Genomic DNA, 17,436 nt, shown 5'->3' with positions numbered 1-17,436 from the left:
ATATGAAGAAATTTTGATATAATAATGGGGAATTAGTTATTTCTAATAGCCCCATTAATTAGATAAAAAATTATTGAAAGTTAATTATTCAATTTTTTAACCTTGCGTTGATATTTTAATCACCCTTTAGACTTAACCATAAGGAGCTTAAGTGCTAGATGCTGTGGTCACTAGGATAGCGTAAAGGATGTTCTAAGATTTTCCAAATCCCGTTTTCATCTTTCTTTCCCAATAGCAGGTATCTATTCCCTAAAGTAAGACAGTTTATTGATTTAGCCGTATCGGCATTTGCCGAACATAACTACCATTCCAAGTGTTGTTGAAAGTAGGGCTTATGTTCCTTAATGAACTCAATGAAGAGTTTGGATTTTTGAGGTAGGTGTACTCGGTTTGCATAAACAAGATAAGCTGTTGGCTTTTGCTTTTGCCAATCCTGCAATAATGGGACGAGTTCGTTAGTCTGTAAAAGGGCTTTAGTTAAGGAAACAGGCAGATAAGCAACCCCTGTTCCATATCTGGCATAAGCAAGGGAGACATATAGGTCATCAGATAATAGGTCGGATTCCATTTGATGGAGGTAACTTTCACCATCTTTGTTAAAGTACCAAGGTAATATGTATCCATCGACATGATTCCTGATTGTCGCAACCGTATTCAACTCCTGTGGATGTTGTAGCTCCCCATGTTGAGCGGTCCATTCGCAGCTGGCTACAAGTTCGTAGCCTACTTTTGTTAATGGTATAGCTAAGAGGGACGAGTCCGCTAATTCTCCGATTCGAAAGGCAAAATCTGTACGACTTTTTGTTAAGTCCTGGATACGATTCGCCGCATCTAACTCAATTCTTATTCCTGGGTATTTTTGTCTGAACTTGGCGAGTAAAGGGGCCAAAATGTCTTGGCAAAATGCCCGAGGAGCTGAGAGGTGCAACTGACCAACCGGTTGAGTCGAAAAGGCTTCAGCTTCTGATTGTAGTTCATTCAATGTATCTTGTATAAGCAGGGCTTTGGGCAATACCCTCTCACCTAGCTCCGTCAAAGAAAGTGACCGTGTAGTTCGGTTTAATAATTTTCCTCCGAGTTCAGCCTCCAGCTGTTGTATTTTTCGGCTTACAGTCGTTGTCGGCAGGTTTAGTTGTCTGGCGGCCTCAGAAAAACTCCCTAACTCAATAACCTTGGCAAACAGTGGTAATCCATCGAAATCTTTCATATTCACACCATTATCCCATATAAGGGATAGTGAAATCCAAATTGACTAACTAATCTTTAATTATGGGATGGATTATAGTTTTGGCAGACAAAAAAACAACCCAATCAAGTCAAAGGTGAAAATATGACTATCCTGGTTCTTGGTGCAACAGGCAACACTGGTTCTGAAGTAGTACGCCAACTAAAGGGCAAAGGCGCTGAATTCAGCGTGCTGGTACGAAATGTCGAGAGTGCAGCGCCGCTGGCTTTAAGTCGTGAACAGATTCGAGTTGGTGACTTTAGTGACGTGGAATCGATGAAAGAAGCCATGGAGGGGGTATCCAAAGTTTATCTAGCGATGGTTGCTCATCCAGATAATAAACAGTGGGTCGCCAATGTCATTGAAGCCATGCAGACAAGTGGTGCCAAGCATCTTGTTAAACTTTCAGGAATGGGAGCATCAAAAGAGGCTGGCTCAGAAATCATTCGGGTGCATGCTGAAACGGATGAGATGGTGAAAGCATCGGGATTGACTTATACCCTAGTACAGCCAAATTCATTTTATCAAAACCTGTTTGGTAGCTTAGAAACTATTAAGAGTATGGGGCAATTCTTCCTTCCGCTTCGTGATGCAAAACAGAGTGTGGTGGATATTCGTGATGTTGCAGCGGTCGTCGTTGCGTCATTAACCGAAGCGGGACATGAAGGTAAAACTTATCTACTCTCCGGCCCTCAAGCGATTACTTTTGCTGAGCAAGCAGAGATTTTATCTAAAATCACTAACAAAGACATTCAATATATTGCTGTTCCTAAAGAGGCAGCAGCAGAGGCAATGAAATCTGCTGGTATGAATGAATGGCTTGCTGTGCATCTTGCTGAAATCCTAGATTGGTTTGCGCAGGGAAATTACGACTATGTCACTACAGATGTAGAGGAAGTTCTAGGCCGACCTGCAATCACATTCTCAGAGTTTGCTGAAGAGTTTGCATCGTTTATCAAGTAAGTAAAGTTAATTGCTATAACACGCGATTAGTCTTTGTGTCGTTATAGTTGAAGAGGTTCAAAATGAATACTGTAATCCAGCAACTGCTGAATCGAACTTCGGTTCGTTCATTTTCGGGTGAAAAAGTAAACGATTCAGATTTAGAGCTTATTCTGAAATCGGGCCAACAAGCACCGAGTTCAATTAATGCTCAACAAGTCAGTCTTATCGTGACACGTGATAAGGCGACAATTGAAGAAATCGCGAAAATTGCAGGAGGACAACCACAGGTCGCGACGGCAGATGTCTTCATTACTATTGTTATTGACTTTAATCGCACAGATATTGCGTCTCGCTTTGAGAGTCAAAAGCAGATTATCGAACAATCTGCCGAGGGTATTATTGTAGGGGCAGGGGATGCAGGAATAACACTAAATGCACTTCAGACAGCTGCAAATAGCCTCGGGTATGGTTCTACTGCGATTGGCGGGATTCGTAACAACCCTAAAGCGATGATCGAATTGCTTAAACTCCCCAAAAAAACTTTTCCAGTTTTTGGTATTACACTTGGTGTGGCGGATGAAACCCAGTTGCCCCAAGTCAAGCCGAGGGTACCTCTAGAAAGTTATGCAATGAATGAAACCTATTGCTCTGAAAAAGTAGAACAAGGTGTTCAACAATATAACGAAGCACTGCGTAATTGGTGGGATGCGCAAGGATTACACTCGATGAAAACGTACAGCGAAGAAGTCGCAATGTTTTATAGCAACATCTATTTTCCTAGTGTTGCAAAGGGGTTTTATAACCAAGGTTTCAAGTTCACTGACGAATAGTCGAAATGAATGTTACTACTTAAACAAGGCGAAAAATCATGAGTCAAGCGGTTTACGTATATATAGACTTCAAAATTAAAGATCTTGATTCTTTTGAAGAATACTCAAAGCAGGTTCCTAGCACTGTACTCAAATACGGTGGTGAAACATTGGCGGTGCAAAAGCACGCTGACTTTGTTTTGGGTGAAAGAGATGTTGAGGTACAGCTAATTCAACGATGGCCAAATAGAGAATCGTTTAATGCCTGGCAAGCATCACCAGAATACGCTCCGCTAAAAGAAATTAGAGATAACAGAGCTATTTATAATCTTAGTATTTCACTGTTATCGAGTCTCAGTTAGATAATTTATGAGTTTTATTCATAGGCCTCCTTTCAAACGTACTGGAGGTCTATGATGTCAATGGATAAGGAAATTCATCGCATTGTTGAATGAGAATTTTAGAATTCTTGCCGAGGAAAAGCCAGCGTGAAACGCTGGCACTAGTCAATCTGAGGAGAGTTCAACGTAGAGAAAAAACCGAGATTTTATATGGAAAGCTAAGTTGCACAAAGTTGAGCAATTATTATACAAAACAATGAGTCTTGGGCATACCTATCCCTGTAAGTTGGTTCAACGCATTGATCATAGCGTTGAACGTAAACGCTTAATTAACCCGTAATACCTTATTCAGCCACATGAATTTCTACATTCCATGGCATAAGAACAGTCAGATCATCATTTGAAGAGCGCTTCGGCAATTCCCTGAACAGGTGTACGAAGTAGAAGTACGGATTGATGTGGTTAGCACGACAAGTCATGACCAGTTTATAGAGGTTTGCTCTGGCCTTTTCTCCGCCTACTGAAGTCGAGAACATCCAATTCTTTCTGTTATATGAACGTCCACATAACAGAAAAAATTGGCACTTCGCCAACAACCCCAATGGTGCTATGCCGGTGCGTTACTTTACAGCATCATCGAGACAGCAAAAGCTAACGGGCTAATACCCTACGATTACATGGTGAAATGTATGAGAGAGTTGGCAAAGTCAGCGCCTGATATGGACTAACTTCTTCCCTAGAACTTCTCAAACTGAAACTAAAACGCCCCGTGGGATCATGGGGAGGATACGGTTGAAGCAACGCAAACGGAAATACTGCGTAGCGATATGGCTACATGGCTACGCCAGCGAGGCGTGACAGAGAGTAATGCTTGGAAGTTGGCGATGTCGGATAAAGGTTGGTGGCATCTAGCTGAACGCCGTAATCAAATCATGCTATGCGAATGAATGGTTCAAAGAGTTGGGTCTGTATTCGTTATTACAAGGGTACAAGTCACTATAATTATATTCGGAACCGACCCACGCTTGTGCGATGGTATGAGAGGACGGAGACCGTGAGGCCTCCTCCTACTTGATTAACATATTTTAGATAGACGTATTTGATTGAGTGAAAGGTCTAACTAAAAAAATTATGCAGGTAGCTCTAATGCTGTTGGGTAATCAGTATAGCCTTCTGCACCACCACCATAAAAGGTAGAGTGTGCTTCATAATCGACAGGAGTTAACTCCAATCCATTTTGAAGTCGATATACAAAGTCGGGGTTTGTAATAAAGGGTTGACCAAATGCAACCAAATCAACATAGCCTTTGTCAAGAAGTACTTGAGCCGAATCTGGAGTGAGTTTACCAGCAACCATCACTGGATTAGGGTAAATTTCACGCACTTTTTCTCTAAAAGTGTCAGGTACTTCTGTATAGTTTGAAATATTTTCGCTGAAGTGAACGTAAGCTAGGTTTAGTGGCGCAAGCTTAAGAAGAGTCTTGTATGTCAATTCCACGATTTCGTCGTCAGGGGTTTCGGAACCTTCCGTAACAAAAGGAGACAGTCGAATAGCAGTCTTATCACCACCTATTGCATTAACTATGGCTTCAGTTACTTCTAGAGTAAAACGCATACGGTTTTCTTGGCTACCACCATAATTATCGTTTCTCAAGTTTGATGCTTTGCGCATGAATTGATCTAAGAGGTAGCCGTGTGCCCCGTGAATTTCTACACCATCGAAACCTGCTTTCATTGCATTTTTTGCTGCTTGCACAAAGTCACGAATAGTTGTTTGAATATCATCTTCTGACATTTCACGTGGTAAGCCTGTCTCGATCATACCATAACCACCTTCCGAGAGAGGACCAAACACTTTATCAGACTCTTTTACGGATGAAGCAGATACAGGTTGTTCACCTGCAATAGTTTCATGGCTTCGACGTCCAACATGCCAAAGTTGAATAAAGATCTTGCCTCCAGCTTTATGTACCGCTTGAGTCGTCTTCTTCCAGCCCTCAATATGTTCTTGAGTATAGATTCCAGGAGTCATCGAGTAACCTCTGCCAATTGCTGAAATCGGTGCTCCTTCACTGATGATTAAACCAGCACCAGCTCGTTGTTTATAATATGTAGCCATTAAGTCGTTTGGTACGTCCCCTGGCTGCGATGTGCGTGAACGTGTCATTGGTGCCATCACAATACGGTTTTTGGTTGAAAAACCATGAGACTTCAAACTATCAAAGATCATATTCTTCTTCTTTCTGTATATAAGGAATAAGTATCACACCGAGTGCTGCGTAGTTCCCGATAATGATGTGATACTTAGAGGTTGTAATTGAGTTGTTACAAATAATTTAAATTGATTTATAACGAGAAAATTATATCTATTGCTTTTTCATTTAATAAATACTATTTAATTGATGGTAAAAACAATGTATTAATATTATCATAATAAGTGATTATGATTAGTATCATATAGTACAAATGACTTTTGATTTAATCGATATAATAAACCCACAAGTAACAGCATTATAAATCTATGACATTTATAATTTTTTGGTTATAAAATTTACAAAATTAATATGGTGAATGTTTAACTTTGATATCTAGATTATCAAAGTTCACGCACGTATTCTGGCTTCTTAGTTCCAATTTTAGTTAAACTAAATTGCCACAGGTTTAGACTTCTGCTCCGGAATGCGCCTGCACAACTCAATAGGTAGTAGCGCCACATACGATAAAATCGCTCGTCGTATTTTGAGCTTAAAAACTCCCAATTTTTGTCGAAGTTATTATACCAAGAAAGTAACGTTTTATCGTAGTCTGGCCCAATGTTGTGCAAATCTTCAATATTGTACAATCCATTGATACCACTACCAATCTGAGCAATTGAGGGGATAACGCCATTTGGGAAGATATATTTATCAATCCAAGGATCTGTCTTGTTTGATGAAGTTGGACTACCTATAGTGTGAACTAAGAATACTCCGTCATCGACAAGCATATCGTATGCTTTTTCGAAGTATTCTCGGTAGTTATCTGGGCCTACATGTTCCAACATACCAACCGATACAATGCGGTCATATTTTAATTCTGGGACGTACTCTCTATAATCCTCTAAAATAAAATTAATAGGGAGTTCTTGATTCTTAATTAATTCTTTTCCATAATTTGCCTGTTCCTGGGACAAAGTCAAACCATCGCAAATAACACCATAGTTCTGTGCAGCGTAAACCATAAAGCTACCCCACCCACAACCTATATCCAATACACGCATACCTTTTTTTAAACCCAGTTTTCGACACAATAAGTCAAGTTTGGCTTCTTGTGCGTCATCAAGGTTATCACTGTCTTTCCAGTATGCACATGTATATGTCATGCGCTGATCTAACATATAAGAATACAAGTCATTACCAATATCGTAATGATAACTTACATCTTTTTTCGATCTCTCAATGCTCTGCAAATTAAATGCTTGCTTTAGCTTTCCAGCTCCTACCTTTAGCCCTAACGAAATCTTTTGCAAGGAACCTAACTTCGATTCCACATCGGATGAAAGTAAACGAGAAATCATTTCAGCCATATCTTTACATTCCCACAAACCATCCATGTATGCTTCACCAAAAGCCAGTGAACCGCCTGTTAAAATTTTATCGTACAGAGATTTATCATTAACAATTAGGTCCCAACTTCTGTTTCCATTTATTTTTATATCTGCAGAAGAAAGAATGCCTTCAAATAAATCATGATTGCTCATAACTTTTACCATTATTACATACCTTTGACTAAAGCTATTAACTAAATTGACTATTAAACTAATCGTTTAAGTGGGTTTATGGTCAAATTATTTCAAACAAATACAATGATATTTTTTACGTAGAGTAAGTTTTATACCTAATTATCGTGGTTTAAGTATTTTGATTGAATAAGATCATATGAAGAGTTTTAATATAAACTCAGGTTATTTTGTGAAGAATATACCTGCCTAGGAGTTCAAACTAAGGATTTTATTTTCTCAAAAATTACTAGGAAAAAGGTCTTTATGAATAGTTTTCCACAATCTATAATTTAGAAAACTCTCTAATTGATAGGGCTTTGTCAGTTTTCTCCCATGAAAAAGTTTCTCTGCCAAAGTGACCGTATGCAGCAGTCTTTTTGTAGATAGGTTTTAATAAGTCCAACATCATTTGGATTCCGAATGGACGTAAATCGAAGAATTGACGGATAGCGCTGATGATGACCTTATGTGGTACCTTTTCTGTTCCAAATGTTTCAACCATAATTGATGTTGGCTCGGAAACGCCAATGGCATACGAGAGTTGCACTTCACAGCGTTCGGCTAGACCAGCTGCGACAATATTTTTAGCAACATATCGAGCTGCATAAGCTGCCGAGCGATCAACTTTTGATGGATCTTTGCCAGAAAAAGCGCCCCCGCCATGGCGTGCTGAGCCACCATATGTGTCAACAATTATTTTTCGCCCTGTTAAACCACAATCGCCCATTGGCCCCCCGACAACGAATCGGCCAGTAGGGTTTATAAAATATTTAGTTTTATTATTCATCCACTCATTAGGTAAGACGGGTTTAATTATTTCATCCATAACGGCATCACGAAGAGATTCCGTTGATATTTCATCGCTATGTTGAGTGGATATTACAACAGTATCAATACCAATGATCTTTCCATGCTCATACTGAAAGGTAACTTGAGATTTAGCATCAGGGCGTAACCATGGTAATGAACCATTCTTTCTAACTTCAGCCTGACGCTCCATCAATCTATGCGCGTATGTTATTGGTGCGGGCATCATTACATCAGTTTCATTCGTCGCATAGCCGAACATTATGCCTTGATCCCCAGCTCCTTGCTCTTGTAGAGATTCTTTGTCAACTCCTTGATTTATGTCTGGAGATTGTTTGCCAATCGTATTCAATACCGCACACGTATTTGCATCAAATCCCATATCTGAGTGTATATAACCTACATTGCGAATTGTATCTCGAGTAATGTCTTCGATATCAACCCATGCCGAGGTCGAAACTTCACCTCCAACCATTACCATACCCGTCTTAATGTAAGTCTCACAAGCTACGCGAGCTTTTGGATCTTGAGCTAAAATAGCGTCTAATATAGCATCCGATACTTGGTCTGCAATCTTATCAGGATGACCTTCTGAAACAGATTCAGAAGTAAATAAGTGTTTGTTCATATTGGTTTCTCGTGTAAGTTTTAAATTAGAGGTGATCTTAGTTATATGTTTATGCAAAATTATTTGTATGCATTTACTTCAACTAACTCTGCGATGTCTCTTATATTTTCTTGCAATGTAATAAAGTGTCTAATTTTATTGTTTGAGTCTAAGTTATGTTGATCTAACCATCACTCTACTATCGTTATTACTGGTAGTTTAATGCTATTTAATAGTGTATCTCACCTTAAAAAAATAATTCTATCTTGCAGTGCTCTGCACATTTACGAAGTGCTGAAAGACAAGAACGAATGAATTTTTACAAGTTGTATCAGTTGCTAAAAATAAAGTCCCTTAAGCTAATTATTTATAAAATATCTCTATCATCTTCATCCCACTCCCAAGTGATGTTAAAATCACCAATGCTCATAAGGATTGATCGTATGTAGAAGAAGATTACAATGATGGCGAACAGACCTAAAATATACATTACCAAGGCAACCTCGTACCGTCATAAAGTAAAAAAGAACCAGAATCAGTATCCGTACATTTATTTATTAGTTCAATCATAGACTTCACACTTTCATTTGGACTTATTTTAGCATTTACTCCCCCCATGTCTGTTTGAACCCAACCTGGATGAATAGCTAATGCTTTAATTTGGTCGTCAGATAAATCGACAGATAGCGTTCTAACGACTTGATTTAGAGCCGCTTTAGATGCTCGGTAACTATATCTGCCCCCTGATTGGTTGTCATCGATACTAGCCATAATCGAAGTCATTCCTACAATAGTTTTATGCTTGCCAATTTTTAGGTTTTCAACTAAAGCTTGGGTAACAAGAACGGGTGAAATAGTATTCGTGATCATTACGTTCATCCATTCCATCATATTCATGGTTCCCAAGCTTTCACATCGATTACCATCTATTCCAGCATTGTGAATTAAAACATCAATTTCTTTACCTTTAAAATAATCAGACAATTGATTAATTTGTTCTTCTTTTGTTACATCAAGTCTATATAGAGTTATATTGTCATTTTTTTCTGCAATACTAATTAATTCTAATGAATTTGCTCGATTTCTGTAACATGCAATAACCTGCCATCCTAGATTTGAATACTGGTTTACAAACTCTAAACCTAGACCTCTATTGGCACCGGTAATAAATACTGTAGGCATGAATATATCCTATTTTAAATAACTTAATTAGAGTCATAGCAACTGTTAACTTGGCTACTATTCAAATATTTCGTAAGTTATAAATGTCAATCTGTGTTAATTTACGATGTGACTCGTTATGTTTGTATTTTATCCATATTAAGTTGGTAGTAAAATAGCATTTATAACAAAAGTAATTATCAGTAATGGCAATAATGTCGATATTTATTCTAGATATATTATATGAGTTATTGTTACAGATGTTACGTGTAAATTGGATGTGTTAACAAGTGCTCATTTTTCTAAGTGAAGAACTTGCAGATCATACGAACCTGTTATGTACTCAAACTATTGACTGAACATCATCAAGGTAGGCAGTAGTAATTTGAGTTTTATAGTCGTTAAAATAAATTGGATATTGCTTGTGTAAGTTCCACTATACACAATGATTATATCTGTCCCGTTGCTTATTAAAGCGAGTAGGTAGTGGTTTCTTCGTCCAGTCTTGGTGTTTTATCCATAATATTTGCCCTCACTTACCCCAGTAATTGTTAGGGATAAATAACATTAGCATCGTTTTTCTACTTAGTAATTGAAAAGCATATTGGCGAATCAATCTGAATATTAGTTATTTTTTGTTTCGTGTTCTTAACAATGAAAAACCCAGTCTAAGACTGGGTTTAAAGTGACGAACTAAGTATGTTCTGTTCGATTCTTATTTGTAAGAGGCTACGTATTTTTCGTTGCGTTTGTCCAAACTTCCACTGAATCGTGTAAGCAATAAGGCAACAAAAACAACCACTGCTCCAATCCATGGTGTGTGCATTAGCCCAGCATTTGAAACTACCAGACCTCCGCCCCATGAACCAAGTGCGATACCAACGTTGAATGCTGCGATATTTAGGCCTGAAGCAACATCAACTGCATCAGGAGCGTATTTTTCAGCCAGTTTTACTACGTAGACTTGAAGGCCAGGAACATTGCCAAAAGCAAACGCACCCCATACTAAAATGGTAATAACTGCTGCAGTTTGGTTTGTTGCTGCGACATTAAATACGAGAAGAACAACGATCAAACCAATGAAAATTGCAGTTAGCGCTTTGATCGGTCCCATCTTGTCGGCCATTTTTCCGCCCCAAATATTACCGATTGCTACAGACACACCATAAACTAGCATAATCAGACTAATTGCATTCGATCCGAAGCCTGATACCTCTTCAAGGATTGGGGCTAAGAACGTAAATGCAGTGAAAGTACCACCGTAACCTAATGCAGTGATCGCATAAACCAATAGAAGTCGAGGTTGAGTCAATACTTTCAGTTGTGATGATAGTTTAGTTGCAGGTGGTTGCTTAAGATTGCTTGGCACCAAAATAGCGCTGCCAATCAGAGCAATTAGGCCGAGAATCGCAACAATTAAAAATGTTGACTGCCAACCAAATGTTTGTCCGATCCACGTACCAAGAGGTACGCCAGTAACTAACGCAACAGTTAGACCTGTGAACATAATAGCAATTGCACTAGCTGCCTTTTCTTTAGAAACCAAACCTGTTGCGATTGTGGAGCCAATAGAAAAGAACACGCCGTGAGCTAAGCCTGTTAAAATTCGAGCAGTGACCAATGTGTTGTATCCTGGTGCTTGCCACGCTAATAGGTTACCAAGTACAAACAGGGCCATTACCGCCATTAATACATATTTTCGTTTCCAGTTGCCTGTCAGCGCAGTTAAAACGGGAGCACCAATCGCAACGCCAAGTGCGTATAGGCTAACTAAAAGACCCGCTGAAGGTAACGATACATTTAAGTCTGTTGCCATTGTAGGGATTAGCCCGACAATAACAAACTCTGTGGTTCCGATAGCAAAGGCGCTAAGCGTCAATGCTAATAATGCTAAAGGCATAATATTTCTCTCTCTTAATCAGTGGACGTTAATAACCGAAACAGTTTCAACGTTTCAGTGGTTGTAATTATTGATTAGAATTTAATTGTAAAAAATAGTGTTTATTACAAAATACTTTTGCTACATTTGATGTGAATGGTTCGGGGGAATAGAGCATGTTAACTAGATCAGATGAACTTGAGATTCTTATCACTGTCGTTGATAGTGGTGGGTTTTCTTCTGCAGCAAACTCACTAGGGATTCAGGTGGCAAGGGTTTCCAGGGCAGTAAGCAAAATAGAATCTCAATTGGGTATCACGCTTCTGAATAGGACAACGCGAAGGGTAGAAGTTACAGAGGAAGGCCTTCAGTTTGTCGAGTCTGTTCGTAAAGGAATACGTCAAATTCAAGAAGCTGAGGAAGATATAATTACAAGAGGTGAGCTACCGAAAGGACGGCTCAGAGTAGACGCGGCTAGTCCCTTTGTTTTACATCAACTGGTTCCATTAATTCAGCCATTCAAGGAGGCTTATCCAGATATACAACTAGATTTAACCTCTAATGAAGGATTTGTTGACTTATTGGAAAAGAGAACTGATGTTGCGATTCGGATTGGGCAACTAGCCGATTCTACATTGCATGCAAAACCGCTTGGCACTAGCCCATTATTTATCGTTGCATCTCCGAGCTACTTGTCAAGAAAAGGGTTTCCCCAATCAGCGAGCGACTTGAAACAGCATAGTTTGATTGGCTTTTCAGAACCTAAGATTTTAAATGAATGGCCTATTAGAGGGTTTGATATAGGAACTCCAGATCTAATATCAAGTAGTGGTGAAACCATAAGGCAACTAGTACTTGAAGGGAATGGGATTGCTTGCCTTTCAGGGTTTATGGTGAAACAAGACTTAGATTCGGGTCGACTCGTAGCATTACTAGAGTCAGAAAAAACTGTCAGCACAGGGAGAGAGCAGGTAAATGCGGTTTTCTACAAGTCATCTTCTTTATCTAAACGAATAACAGCATTTATAGATTTTATTCAGCCTAGACTTACATTACGGTGAGTGAATTTTTGTTAAAATGACAAAAGAGTTTTTTTATTATTGGCCTAATCCGAACGAGTTGTGGAGAGTAATCGTAAGCATTAATTGCGTATGCTCTAATTTGATTGGCTGAAGAGATCTTCTTTCCACAAAATAGTAAGGCATTGGATGTGAGTTGAAAAAATATTTCAAGTACTGAACAAGAGGTTCCAAGGGGGGATTACCAACTCGATTTTTGGAGCAGGTAATTGAAACCTCCTATTGTTCATGCAATGTGCCGCAATTGATTTAGTTGGCACATTGTTTCAATCAGCTTATTGGAAGTGAGGGAGGACTTCGCGAGCAATTTCTTTTAACGCATTTTCAATAGGCTGGCGATTTCTTCTGAAGTGTAGACCGATATGGTCCACCCCGATATTTTTCATAGCCTCTAGCTCGGTAATCAATCCTTTCACACCAGTTTGAACTCCAAAATGATGCCTAATGATAGGGGCATTAGGATCATCAACTAAGTCAAGGTGAATGAAACTGATATAAGGTTTATCTCCTGCAACCTTACGCCAAAGCTTAACGCGATTTTCATGGTCTTGTGGTGTACCTGGGTACGCAAGCCAACCATCTACATTTGCGCCGATCCACTCTGGATTTTGTTGAGCTAATCCCGCTACATAGATAGGAATGTCTTTAAACTCGGGGAGCAACTGAAGCCCGTCTTTGAGTTTAGAGTTATTCGTATCTTTTAGTGTTTCCAGACTGCTGCGAAATATTTCACTACGGTTGTTAAAATCCACATCAAATATTGGATACTCGCTCGGGCGATCTCCACTAGCAACACCAAGAATTAAACGATTGTTGCTTAGTTCATTGATTGTTGCGGCTGCTTTTTTAACAATCCAAGGCTCTCGTAACGGCAGAACAATAGCAGCTGTACCTAATAAGATGTTATTGGTACATGCTGATAGATAACCTAGATAACTGAACGCTTCAAAAACTTGAGCAGCATCACCAAAATTTGGATCATAAATCGGAACATCTCTAATCCAAGCTGCTTTGAAACCAAGTTCATCTGCCAGCATGATCCGTTCTTTATGTTCAGTCATATCAGGAACGCCAAATGGTTTATGTTGGAGTAAACGTTTTGTTTGGCCTTCTCGAGTCCAATCGTTATCTAAGGGTAGCTCTACTCCAATAGAAAAAGAAGTATTTAGATTTTTATGCATAATATTGCCTACCAGAAAATGTTAATATCACTTAGTGGTGAGATTTTGATCTCACTCAATGAAATTATTTCATCTTCAAAGTAAGAAAAAGTGCCTAAACGACAAAACAGTTTTGTATAAATAGGCTACACACTAAAGAAAATTGAAATTCTTGACCAATAGTTCTCCCTTTATAAAGTTAATAAACGAACTTATTCTTCTCGAGGTTCCTGCGTTTTTGTAATAAACGGCGTGGATAGGTTGTTTTACCTCACGCGAATACTCGCTAAGTACCTCCACTAAGTGGCCACATTCTCTATCTGAGTGTGTCATGAAGTCCGATAAACATGCGATACCTGCTCCTTGAAGTGCGAGGCATCGAATAGTCTCACCATTGTCAGACCTAAGGCTGCTGTTAATTCTTAGCAACTTGTTGTTCTTATCCATAATTGGCCACTCTTTTAATGATTCAGGTTGGCTAAATCCTATCAGTTTGTGATCAAGCAATTGTTCTACCGATGATGGTGTTCCGAAATTGCTGAGGTATTCAGGGCTAGCGACCATTCTAATTCGACTATTCCCTATGAATGTCGCTCGTAACGTTGAGTCTTGTAGTTCGCCTATACGAAAAGCTATGTCAGTTTTCGTTCCTAAGAGGTCGATGTTTCCTTCACTTGAAGTTAGTTCAAGGTCTACATCTGGGTAACGGGATTGATACTGTGCAATATGTGGAGTCAATGCATGCAATAAAAATGGAGTAGCAGCATTTATCCTTAGTAAACCTGAAGGATTAGATTTTTGACTTTGAAGTTGCGCTTCAGCAAGTTCCACTGCATCTAAGATCTCTCTTACTTTATCAAGATAGATTGCTCCTTCATTCGTTACATCTAACTTACGAGTAGTCCTGTTTAGCAATGTTGTATCCAACTTGCTTTCTAGTCTTGATACTGTGCGACTGACGGCCGAAACAGTCATTGACAATAGTTTAGCCGCTGCACTAACTGAACCAGTATCAACGACGGCTACAAAGGTTTTCATTTCATCTAGAGTTGCTTTCATTGTTGATAATTTCTCAATATAGATTTGATTATTATTAACTTTACGGAAACCTTATAAACTCGTAAAGTAAATTTGAAATTTATATATCGAATAATATCAATGAGTTTAGGAGAGTTATATGAAAGTACCATCATTTGGAGTAGGAACGTTCCGTCTAGAAGGAGACGTTGTAAAAGACTCTATTAAGAATGCATTAGAAGTTGGTTATCGTGTCATTGACACTGCTCAAATTTACGGCAATGAGAAAGAGGTAGGAGAAGTTATCACACAAGCGAACTTAGGTCGTGATGAACTATTCATCACAACTAAGATCTGGGTTGATAATATGAATTCTGAGCGACTTATCCCTAGTTTGAAGGAAAGTTTGGACAAGCTTAATACTGATTATGTGGATTTAACTTTGATTCATTGGCCAGGTAGCAATAATGATGTAAAAGAATATATGACGTCATTGCTTGAAGCAAAGAATATAGGGTTGACTCGTGAAATAGGGGTATCAAACTTTAACATAGACCTACTACAACAAGCTATGGATGCCGTAGGTAAAGAAAACATTGCTACAAACCAAATTGAACTTAGCCCATATTTACAGAATCGCAGCTTAGTTAAATTTATGCAGGAAAATAATATACAAGTTACATCTTATATGACACTAGCTTATGGTAAAGTTTTGGGAGATCCGGTTATTGGCGAAATCGCAGAAGAGGTTTCGGCTACACCGGCTCAGGTGGTTCTCGCATGGGCATTATCTAAAGGTTACGCTGTCATTCCTTCCTCGACCAAGCGCCATAATTTGACTAGCAATCTTGAAGCACTAAACCTTAAACTTACAGATGAAGCCATCTTCAGAATTGACTCACTGGAAAGAAATGGACGTGAAGTAAACCCTGAAGGACTTGCTCCGAAATGGAATGATTAATATGAAGTATATAGATGAAATCCCAGAATTCGCAGGTGGGTCATATCTTGTCGAGTATGAGGGATTATCTGCGATTAATACCTATAACGCCGACGCTTCTGTTGTCAGCTATGAAATTATTAGTGGTGAACTAAAGGGGACCAGTGGACAAGCAACCTGCCAATGGAAGGTCCTAAAACAAGGGTTATATGCGATTTCATGGCAGGAAGAAAATGGAGCGACTGTCGTACATCTGGACAACTTCACTAGCGGTAAGTCTTCATCTTTCTTTACATCTAGTGATCTTGATTTTTATAGATTAGAAGGTCGCTTAAGTAAGCGTAACGGAAAATAAAAATAGGCAAATAATACAAGCTCGCTTGCTTTTAGCATTGCGAGCTTATCATATTGAATTATATTAATGTTGAAAATGGAATCTGAAATTGATGCATGGGTGCCATCTGCTGACCAAAACAATTACAAATTATATTATGGTGAAGTTAACGAGGTTTTGGAAGTTAATATAAATCATCCTCCAAGAATGATGGAGTATCATAGGCGGAGGCTGATGTCAGACTTTGAGAGTATTAACGCTAACGAAATATTGCTAGTTTTGACTATTCCTCATACTTTAGAACTAAAAAGATGCAATATTGATAAGGTTTTCATTGGACTTAAGAATGTACTAACCAATTTTCTTAGGAATTTAACTCGAAATACATATGATATCTACCATTTGAATAATGAAATTTTTGTAGTTCGATTGTACACAGGGAGGTATAAAAATAAAATTGAACGTTGGGTGAGTGATATAATATCTATTCTTGAGAAAGATATTAGAAAATTGGTTGGTTTTAATTTTGGATTTTCTATAGTTACAAGTTTTAAAACTGATGAAGAAAACGTAATTGATTTAATTTATAATTTAGCGGAATGCTCTCTGGGATCTAAAGAAATTGTTTATTTTGACAAAAGCACTGAATCAAAAATTACGCGTAAATTTCTGATTCAGGACTCAATCGAACAAGCTATTTATAATAGAGAAATTGATATTGCTTTACAACTGTTGGTTGACTCAAAAATAAGCAGGTGTCCAGTTATGAAGCTTTAGTTAGGTGGAGTCATCCAGTATTAGGTAATATACTTCCCAGTGAGTTTATTTCCGACGCTGAAAGAAGAGGTCTAATTGATAATCTCGGAGTTCTAGTATTAGAAAAATGTTGCGAATTTTTAATTGGTTTAAGTTGTGAGCAACGTAATGAAATACGTATAAACATCAATGTATCAGTATTGCAATTACAGAATGATGGTTCTATTTTAAATGAGTACGAATTGTCACCTAGATTAATAACATTGGAAATTACTGAGTCGCATTTACTAGATTGTAGTTGTACTATGATCAAATGTTATTAAAAAGCAAGGGTTTTGAATATCTTTAGATGATGTAGGCTCTGGTTTAACATCAATAACTAGTTTGTTTCGTCTACCGTTAATTCAAATTAAATTTTCTCGATATTTAGTTAACGAAGCTATACATTTTTCGGCTTGTTTTGAGCTAATTTCTCTCTTATGTCGTTACAGTAGAAGTAAGGGGGGTGAAACGGTAGCGGAAGGTATTGAGCATGATGATACAATTGAATACCTTATTTGTACTGGTATTGATACCCTTCAAGGCTTGCTATTAGTCGGCCTTTAAGTCCGGAGTT

General features: G+C 38.4%; 17 protein-coding genes and 2 pseudogenes. 10 read left to right on the top strand and 9 right to left on the bottom strand.

What is annotated here, in order from left to right; all coding sequences use genetic code 11:
* Positions 1 to 301: 301 nt before the first annotated feature.
* Positions 302 to 1,207: a LysR family transcriptional regulator gene (locus RXX31_RS19795; RefSeq protein WP_317591426.1), complete on the bottom strand. Its 906-nt coding sequence runs from the start codon at positions 1,205 to 1,207 to the stop codon at positions 302 to 304.
* Between the two features lie 123 nt (positions 1,208 to 1,330).
* Between RXX31_RS19795 and RXX31_RS19790 the strand changes: the two genes are divergently transcribed.
* The 3 genes from RXX31_RS19790 to RXX31_RS19780 all read left to right on the top strand — a co-directional run bounded on the left by RXX31_RS19790 (position 1,331) and on the right by RXX31_RS19780 (position 3,341).
* On the top strand, positions 1,331 to 2,188 hold the full coding sequence (locus RXX31_RS19790) for an SDR family oxidoreductase (RefSeq protein ID WP_317591424.1): 858 nt from the start codon (positions 1,331 to 1,333) through the stop codon (positions 2,186 to 2,188).
* Between the two features lie 62 nt (positions 2,189 to 2,250).
* On the top strand, positions 2,251 to 3,000 hold the full coding sequence (locus tag RXX31_RS19785) for a nitroreductase family protein (RefSeq protein WP_317591423.1): 750 nt from the start codon (positions 2,251 to 2,253) through the stop codon (positions 2,998 to 3,000).
* A gap of 38 nt (positions 3,001 to 3,038) precedes the next feature.
* A complete protein-coding gene (locus RXX31_RS19780; protein WP_317591421.1) occupies positions 3,039 to 3,341 on the top strand; it encodes a DUF1330 domain-containing protein in 303 nt (100 codons plus the stop codon).
* Positions 3,342 to 3,664: 323 nt separating this feature from the next.
* Here the strand turns inward: RXX31_RS19780 and RXX31_RS19775 are convergent.
* Positions 3,665 to 3,868, bottom strand: a pseudogene (locus RXX31_RS19775) (transposase domain-containing protein); the annotation flags it as partial.
* Positions 3,869 to 3,890: 22 nt separating this feature from the next.
* On the opposite strand from RXX31_RS19775, the pseudogene RXX31_RS19770 reads away from it, so the two are divergent.
* Positions 3,891 to 4,048, top strand: a pseudogene (locus RXX31_RS19770) (transposase domain-containing protein); the annotation flags it as partial.
* A gap of 401 nt (positions 4,049 to 4,449) precedes the next feature.
* On the opposite strand, the gene RXX31_RS19765 reads toward RXX31_RS19770, so the two are convergent.
* The 5 genes from RXX31_RS19765 to RXX31_RS19745 form a co-directional block, all read right to left on the bottom strand.
* Positions 4,450 to 5,550 carry an alkene reductase gene (locus RXX31_RS19765; protein ID WP_317591420.1) on the bottom strand — a complete coding sequence of 367 codons (1,101 nt, stop codon included), beginning with the start codon at positions 5,548 to 5,550 and terminating at the stop codon, positions 4,450 to 4,452.
* A gap of 366 nt (positions 5,551 to 5,916) precedes the next feature.
* Positions 5,917 to 7,059 (bottom strand): cyclopropane fatty acyl phospholipid synthase, encoded by a 1,143-nt coding sequence (gene cfa / locus RXX31_RS19760; RefSeq protein WP_317591418.1) that lies wholly within the window; start codon positions 7,057 to 7,059, stop codon positions 5,917 to 5,919.
* Between the two features lie 304 nt (positions 7,060 to 7,363).
* The gene (gene metK / locus RXX31_RS19755; protein ID WP_317591417.1) at positions 7,364 to 8,515 is read right to left on the bottom strand and encodes a methionine adenosyltransferase; all 1,152 of its coding nucleotides are present in this window, start codon (positions 8,513 to 8,515) and stop codon (positions 7,364 to 7,366) included.
* Between the two features lie 468 nt (positions 8,516 to 8,983).
* Entirely contained in the window at positions 8,984 to 9,676 is a 693-nt protein-coding gene (locus RXX31_RS19750; RefSeq protein ID WP_317591415.1) for an SDR family oxidoreductase, read from the bottom strand.
* A gap of 694 nt (positions 9,677 to 10,370) precedes the next feature.
* Entirely contained in the window at positions 10,371 to 11,555 is a 1,185-nt protein-coding gene (locus RXX31_RS19745; protein WP_317591413.1) for an MFS transporter, read from the bottom strand.
* Between the two features lie 155 nt (positions 11,556 to 11,710).
* Here RXX31_RS19745 and RXX31_RS19740 point away from each other — a divergent pair, with 155 nt between their 5' ends.
* Positions 11,711 to 12,595 carry a LysR family transcriptional regulator gene (locus RXX31_RS19740; RefSeq protein WP_317591412.1) on the top strand — a complete coding sequence of 295 codons (885 nt, stop codon included), beginning with the start codon at positions 11,711 to 11,713 and terminating at the stop codon, positions 12,593 to 12,595.
* A gap of 293 nt (positions 12,596 to 12,888) precedes the next feature.
* Here the strand turns inward: RXX31_RS19740 and RXX31_RS19735 are convergent, their stop codons facing one another.
* Together RXX31_RS19735 and RXX31_RS19730 are read right to left on the bottom strand one after the other, a co-directional pair.
* On the bottom strand, positions 12,889 to 13,794 hold the full coding sequence (locus RXX31_RS19735) for a TIGR03571 family LLM class oxidoreductase (protein WP_317591411.1): 906 nt from the start codon (positions 13,792 to 13,794) through the stop codon (positions 12,889 to 12,891).
* A 132-nt stretch (positions 13,795 to 13,926) separates the two neighbouring features.
* A complete protein-coding gene (locus RXX31_RS19730; protein ID WP_274056083.1) occupies positions 13,927 to 14,832 on the bottom strand; it encodes a LysR family transcriptional regulator in 906 nt (301 codons plus the stop codon).
* Between the two features lie 118 nt (positions 14,833 to 14,950).
* Between RXX31_RS19730 and dkgB the strand changes: the two genes are divergently transcribed.
* The 5 genes from dkgB (at position 14,951) to RXX31_RS24855 (ending at position 17,426) form a co-directional block, all read left to right on the top strand.
* Positions 14,951 to 15,751, top strand: a complete 801-nt coding sequence (dkgB, locus tag RXX31_RS19725) for a 2,5-didehydrogluconate reductase DkgB (protein WP_317591409.1) — start codon at positions 14,951 to 14,953, stop codon at positions 15,749 to 15,751.
* Position 15,752: 1 nt separating this feature from the next.
* Entirely contained in the window at positions 15,753 to 16,085 is a 333-nt protein-coding gene (locus tag RXX31_RS19720; RefSeq protein ID WP_317591408.1) for a MoaF-related domain-containing protein, read from the top strand.
* A 75-nt stretch (positions 16,086 to 16,160) separates the two neighbouring features.
* Complete coding sequence (locus RXX31_RS19715) at positions 16,161 to 16,841, top strand: hypothetical protein (RefSeq protein ID WP_317591406.1); 681 nt, start codon at positions 16,161 to 16,163, stop codon at positions 16,839 to 16,841.
* Positions 16,820 to 17,143, top strand: a complete 324-nt coding sequence (locus tag RXX31_RS24860; protein WP_411197992.1) for an EAL domain-containing protein — start codon at positions 16,820 to 16,822, stop codon at positions 17,141 to 17,143. The genes RXX31_RS19715 and RXX31_RS24860 overlap by 22 nt, the downstream gene beginning before the upstream one ends.
* A gap of 16 nt (positions 17,144 to 17,159) precedes the next feature.
* Entirely contained in the window at positions 17,160 to 17,426 is a 267-nt protein-coding gene (locus RXX31_RS24855) for an EAL domain-containing protein (protein ID WP_411197994.1), read from the top strand.
* Positions 17,427 to 17,436: the final 10 nt, after the last annotated feature.

This window comes from Vibrio sp. EA2, assembly GCF_033042495.1.
In the GTDB taxonomy this organism is placed as follows: Bacteria; Pseudomonadota; Gammaproteobacteria; order Enterobacterales; family Vibrionaceae; genus Vibrio.
This window is presented reverse-complemented; position numbering and strand designations above follow the sequence as displayed.

What these genes read in the sequence shown, in the direction of transcription:
- RXX31_RS19795 (WP_317591426.1), bottom strand. Translation starts at nt 1,207, where the DNA reads ATGAAAGATTTCGATGGATTACCACTGTTTGCCAAGGTTATTGAGTTA.
- RXX31_RS19790 (WP_317591424.1), top strand. Translation starts at nt 1,331, where the DNA reads ATGACTATCCTGGTTCTTGGTGCAACAGGCAACACTGGTTCTGAAGTA.
- RXX31_RS19785 (WP_317591423.1), top strand. Translation starts at nt 2,251, where the DNA reads ATGAATACTGTAATCCAGCAACTGCTGAATCGAACTTCGGTTCGTTCA.
- RXX31_RS19780 (WP_317591421.1), top strand. Translation starts at nt 3,039, where the DNA reads ATGAGTCAAGCGGTTTACGTATATATAGACTTCAAAATTAAAGATCTT.
- RXX31_RS19765 (WP_317591420.1), bottom strand. Translation starts at nt 5,550, where the DNA reads ATGATCTTTGATAGTTTGAAGTCTCATGGTTTTTCAACCAAAAACCGT.
- cfa (WP_317591418.1), bottom strand. Translation starts at nt 7,059, where the DNA reads ATGAGCAATCATGATTTATTTGAAGGCATTCTTTCTTCTGCAGATATA.
- metK (WP_317591417.1), bottom strand. Translation starts at nt 8,515, where the DNA reads ATGAACAAACACTTATTTACTTCTGAATCTGTTTCAGAAGGTCATCCT.
- RXX31_RS19750 (WP_317591415.1), bottom strand. Translation starts at nt 9,676, where the DNA reads ATGCCTACAGTATTTATTACCGGTGCCAATAGAGGTCTAGGTTTAGAG.
- RXX31_RS19745 (WP_317591413.1), bottom strand. Translation starts at nt 11,555, where the DNA reads ATGCCTTTAGCATTATTAGCATTGACGCTTAGCGCCTTTGCTATCGGA.
- RXX31_RS19740 (WP_317591412.1), top strand. Translation starts at nt 11,711, where the DNA reads ATGTTAACTAGATCAGATGAACTTGAGATTCTTATCACTGTCGTTGAT.
- RXX31_RS19735 (WP_317591411.1), bottom strand. Translation starts at nt 13,794, where the DNA reads ATGCATAAAAATCTAAATACTTCTTTTTCTATTGGAGTAGAGCTACCC.
- RXX31_RS19730 (WP_274056083.1), bottom strand. Translation starts at nt 14,832, where the DNA reads ATGAAAGCAACTCTAGATGAAATGAAAACCTTTGTAGCCGTCGTTGAT.
- dkgB (WP_317591409.1), top strand. Translation starts at nt 14,951, where the DNA reads ATGAAAGTACCATCATTTGGAGTAGGAACGTTCCGTCTAGAAGGAGAC.
- RXX31_RS19720 (WP_317591408.1), top strand. Translation starts at nt 15,753, where the DNA reads ATGAAGTATATAGATGAAATCCCAGAATTCGCAGGTGGGTCATATCTT.
- RXX31_RS19715 (WP_317591406.1), top strand. Translation starts at nt 16,161, where the DNA reads ATGGAATCTGAAATTGATGCATGGGTGCCATCTGCTGACCAAAACAAT.